This window comes from Mycobacterium sp. (genome assembly GCF_052144515.1).
GTDB lineage: Bacteria > Actinomycetota > Actinomycetes > Mycobacteriales > Mycobacteriaceae > Mycobacterium.
In genome coordinates this window covers 1-4,780 of the sequence record NZ_JBKQQD010000492.1, presented here as the reverse complement: position 1 = coordinate 4,780, position 4,780 = coordinate 1, and the positions used below count along the sequence as shown (strand labels likewise).

The following is a 4,780-nucleotide window of genomic DNA, read 5'->3' as shown; positions in this document are numbered from 1 at the left end:
GCTGTACGGGCTGGTTCGTGGCATGCTGCTCCCTTCGTCAAGGGAACCATCTCACGTAACCGTATGGAAGTGTGGGAACTAGTTACGTCACTGTAATTATGCAGTCGACCACTAAGTATTCGAGAGTTACTAAAGGAACTAAAGGAAATAGGCTCTGCCCAGGTGCGTTCGGCTCCGCGTACCGGAGTGCCTACCGAAGTAGAGCCAGAGGTGATCACGGCCACCTCCGCTTCATTCCGTCAGTTGCCTTGGCGGTCAAGTCAATTCCCTCGTAGTAGTACGGCCTTCCGGGCTCAGGGTCATGCTGCTTGCGCTCAAACTTCACGCCCGGCGCGAGGTCGCGCATCGCGGGCCGCAGCTGTCGACCCAGCCACACTGAGTTGAGTTTTCCCTCAATACCGTTGAGTGCGCACCAGCTATTGAAGGCGGTCCACAGCCGTTGACATTCGGTGCTAACGCCATTCTTCAACTCGCAGCCTCCGCTCTGGAGGAAGCGCCGCACGTGGTTGCTGTAGTCGTCCAGATCGTGCAGCACGTCGCGACCGGACTCGGGCTGCTGGAGCTCCCCATTCGCCAGCAGCTCATCGAGGCCGTCGAGCGCCCAGTTCAGGATGCCGGGCAGTTCGGCGGCGAGGTCATTATCGAGCCCGCGATCCTCACACCCCTCAAACGTCACCACGGTCTCGATCGTCAGAATCCGGCTCAGCACCGCAGCGGAGCTGTCCGGCAGGACCGGCATCTCATTGCCCATGTACATCAGACGCATCGGCAGCCGCCCGTTCCAGGCGTCCTTGTACTTGCGTTCGACTTGGACGTCGTCCTCCCCGGTCGCCTGCAAGATGAACTGGACAAGCCGTTTCCCATCAGGGGCGCCAACCTGCCGTTCGTCAGGGAACACCACCAGCGACTTGCCGATCAGGTTCTGTAGAGCGAAATTGCGGCGGAGAGCGTCAACCGTCATTCCGGCGTAGGCATCCGGCCCCACCAGCCACTTCATCAGGCGCGCGACCGTGCCTTTGCCGCCGCGTTTCGGGCCCAGCCACATGAGCATCTTCTGAAGGTCAGTTCGGCCGGACAGCACATAGCCGAACCACTGCTTGAGGAGCGATACAGACTCCACGTCATCCCTGAACACCTCCCTGAGGAACTCCATCCACCGGGGGCACACGGCGCCGGCGTCATATCCGTACGGCAGCGACATGATGTTGAAGTGCTCGGGCGAGTGCTCCAGCAGCACCCGGTCGCTCACGCGCAGAAGCCCATTAGCGCAGGGGATGACCTGCTCTTCGCGGCCGTCGATCCACTCTGACGCGCCGATGCCGTCAGGAAGCCTCGCAAGGCCACGCGCGGCGTCAATGACGTCGTTGAGCTTCTTGGTGTTCGGCTTCCACCGCAGCTCGGCGCTCACGCCCTGGTACGTCGCATCGGCGAGCAACTCATACAGTTCGTCGCGGAAGCCCTCATGAGTCATCCGCTCGTAGTGCGTCCCGCACCACTCGAACCACAGGCCGTTCCAGTAGCAGAGCGGTCGCCCGGTGCGCTTGGCACTTTCCACCACGCGCATCGCCACATCGCGGGGCGCGTCTGGCGCCGGCCAGAGATGTTTGTGGTTCCCCAACTCCGCGCGAGCCTGCTCGGCGGTCTTTGTCGCGGCCTTCTCAACTCCGGCCCGCCACATGGCTGGCACCTCGTAGCGCGGCACAGTTTCACCCGTCGCGGCGCGCAATTCGCGCAGCCGGTTCTCAACTAGCTCCTGGGCTCGCGCATAGTCAGCCTCGCTGATACAGCCGAGCATCCGCGCACACGCGAAACGTACAGCTTCGCTCAGGGCCCACGGGTGCCGTCCGCCACCCTCAAGAGGCCCATCCTCGGACAGGCCATCAATCCACGCGCGGACGTAACCACACGTCTCGTCGGCGTACTCCCAGCCATCGGGGTCGCTGATCTGCCCACCGCCAGCGGTGTCAATCTCAGTCTCGTACACCCCGTACTCGTCCAGCCGCTCAGTTACTTCGGCCAGGGTCAACGGCCTGCCGCTGTCCGCGTAGCAGGTGACGAGCACTCCGCCTTGCCCGTTCGTGACGGCCTTACAGTTGTGGGTATTAGGCACACGTAGCACGCGCGCGAGGTCGAACACCGAGTCAGCCTTGACCCCGTGGTTCTCAGCGACGACCTTCACAAGCCGTCCCCATCGGCGCAACAACACAGCAAGGTCCACGTCGTCGCCAGCCAACCCGTCGGCTATCGGCCAGTAGGGGTGCGTGCCGCCGCCACTGTGCGTTACCGCTGACGGACGGGTGCCGAGCATCGACGACAGGTCATCGATGATTGCTCGGGCGACATCCAGGTTCGGGCACGAGCCATCCTTTACATCGAGGTCCGCGATTAGCGCGGCCAGTCGCGTCACATCCTTGTCACCGCCACGACGACTGTTCCGCCGAGCAGGCCCCTTGGTCGGGTTCACCCCGAAGTAGACGTCAGCGTTCTTCGGCAGCGTGTCCACCCGAGCTGGTGCGTCGCCGGGCACGCACACCTCAGTAAGAAATGGGCCATCACTGACCTTGTGGCAGATCGACACAAACTCGTCGGGTGTGAGGGCGAGGGTGCCGAGCAACAACGCTGAGAAGTCGATTACCTCGCCGTTGCGGTTGCCCTCGCCGCCTGAGATCCGCGACCTGCCATGGCGACTGATCGGCGGGACAACGCGGTGAATATCCCTGTCTTGCATCGGTTTTCGCTTTCGGGTTCCTCAGTTAGACTCATCGCTGTACTCCTCAGCACCACCCGGTTCGCCCCACCTTCGGACCGGGCCGCAAAACTTTTCTAGTGGGCAGCTTTGACTTCACGCCCTCTCTGGCGCGTGGTAATTGCCGGGCTGCCGCCGCGATTCGATCCAGTCCAATCCATCGCGGCGGCTGAAGTAATTGCCGCGACCCAAACGAACCGGCAGAATCTCGCGGCGCAACACAGCCCACTTGATCGCCCGGCGAGTCACGGGATAGCCCAGGCTGACTAGGTACTCCCAGAGCTGCTCCTCTGTGAGGTCGGTGACGTCGAGCGGGTTCGGACGCGGCACGGGCGGTGGCACAGGGGCCTGCCGCGCGACGTTCTCTACACCAATGTCCACGGTTGTTTTCTCCCAACAAAAAACACTGGCGCGCATCGAAGTTGCCTTCGACACACGCCAGCGAGCATTTCCCAACTGAGCCTTCGCGGTCGGCCTCTGTCCACCGTCGCGGAAGATATGAAGTTAGCGGTCCCGGGATTCGTTCCCGGTTACTACGAGCGTACCCGAACCGCTCCCGCTGCGCTCGTCCTAAAAACGGCGAAACCTACAGCGGCGTAATCGGTTTGGTGAAACCAAGCAAGTGCTTGGTGAGGTCAAGCAAGCATTTGCTTTGTGTAAGCAAGCAAGCATTTGCTTGGGTTACCTGGTCCGTACCGCTTGCTAAATCGGCCCCGGCCTCCGCCCTATCGCCCGCGCCTCGCATCGCGTCACCTACCTTATGAGCGGCCCATACGGCGCGTTCACGGGCCGGGGGTCCGTCGCCCAAGGTTCCCACCCAGTGGCCCGGACGGTACGACCCGCCGGACGGATCGATTGGTTGGGTGAATCTCGTCGTTCGGCATGCGCTACTCGAATTGCCGAGCCTCCGCATGGGAGGCGCTCTTGCCCGGCACGGGCTGGTGCCAGGCCGCTTCGTCATCCGAGCCACCCACGAGCGTGGGGTTGGCGTGCCGTCCAGTCGGAGCTTGGCGACGGCGTCTCGTGAAGCGGTTTCAGGTTACAACGCAGGACCCACAGATCCCTCCGATTCCTTTTTAACGCGGCCGCTGCGACCACTCAACGAACGCGCTAAGCGTTGAGAGCAGGCGCATTTCGGGGACGGTGCGGGCGCGGGTGTTGAGCAGTCCCTCGGTGCACACCAGGTAGGCCAGGCACCGGGCGCGGCTGATCGCGACGTTGAGCCGGTTTCGGGAGAACAGGAAGTCAACGCCCCGGGTCATGTCGGCGCCGGTCGATGTCGCCATGGTGAAGAACACGACGGCGGCTTGCTGTCCTTGAAACTTGTCAACTGTGCCGACGGGCACCCCGCGGGTCCGGTCCTCGCGGTTGAGCCGGTTACGGATGAGGCTGACCTGGTCGTTGTAGGGCGCCACCACCATGAAGTCGTTGACGGTCAGCGGATGCGCCTCCCCGCGCTGGTTGGTCCACGGGGTGCCGATCAATCGCTCGATCTCGGCAGCCACGATCTCGGCCTCTTCCGGCGATTTGGTGCTGTTCGCCTGATGGTGTGCCTGCAGCCAGCGCAGGCCGGTACCGAAAACGGTGGTTTGTTGGGAGCAGCTTGGGTGACTGACTAGCCGACCCTCATAGACCTCGTCGGAGATAAACGAACACACGTCGGGATGCATACGGCGTGTCTCAGTCAGAAACACCCCGCGGTCGGCGGCCATCGTCACGTCGTTGTCGAGCACATGCTCGAGGACGCTGCGCCCGCCGCCTCCGGGATGCACAGCCTGCGCGACTTGGGGCAGCTGCAGCGGGTCACCAAGCAGGACCAGATTGTCGGCCGAGCGCGAAGCGGCCAGAGTGTCAGCCAGGGCCAGCTGGCCGGCCTCGTCGACGAGTAGAACATCCACCGGTGCGCCCCTCATCGCATCGCCCGCGAAAAGCCACGTCGTGCCGGCCACGAGGTTGAATTCGCTTTGGGCGCAATGCTTGTTGTCGTTCGTATATGTGACTCCAGGCAGGTTGCCGCGCTGGCGCTTCGAGGTG

The 4,780-nt window shown here is 63.0% G+C and carries 3 protein-coding genes and 1 riboswitch; all 3 genes read right to left on the bottom strand.

The genetic code is table 11. The annotated features are described in order from the left end of the window. Positions 1-214: 214 nt before the first annotated feature. The gene (locus ACLP9N_RS33360) at positions 215-2,728 is read right to left on the bottom strand and encodes a DNA primase family protein (RefSeq protein ID WP_442411400.1); all 2,514 of its coding nucleotides are present in this window, start codon (positions 2,726-2,728) and stop codon (positions 215-217) included. Positions 2,729-2,842: 114 nt separating this feature from the next. After that, a complete protein-coding gene (locus tag ACLP9N_RS33355) occupies positions 2,843-3,163 on the bottom strand; it encodes a hypothetical protein (protein WP_442411399.1) in 321 nt (106 codons plus the stop codon). Between the two features lie 498 nt (positions 3,164-3,661). After that, positions 3,662-3,775, bottom strand: a riboswitch (SAM riboswitch). A gap of 47 nt (positions 3,776-3,822) precedes the next feature. Further along, positions 3,823-4,780: DEAD/DEAH box helicase (locus ACLP9N_RS33350; RefSeq protein ID WP_442411398.1), on the bottom strand; the 958-nt coding region annotated here is incomplete at its 5' end.

Bases quoted from the DNA above. Each gene is read 5' to 3' on its own strand.
- ACLP9N_RS33360 (WP_442411400.1), bottom strand. From the start codon at position 2,728: ATGCAAGACAGGGATATTCACCGCGTTGTCCCGCCGATCAGTCGCCAT.
- ACLP9N_RS33355 (WP_442411399.1), bottom strand. From the start codon at position 3,163: ATGCGCGCCAGTGTTTTTTGTTGGGAGAAAACAACCGTGGACATTGGT.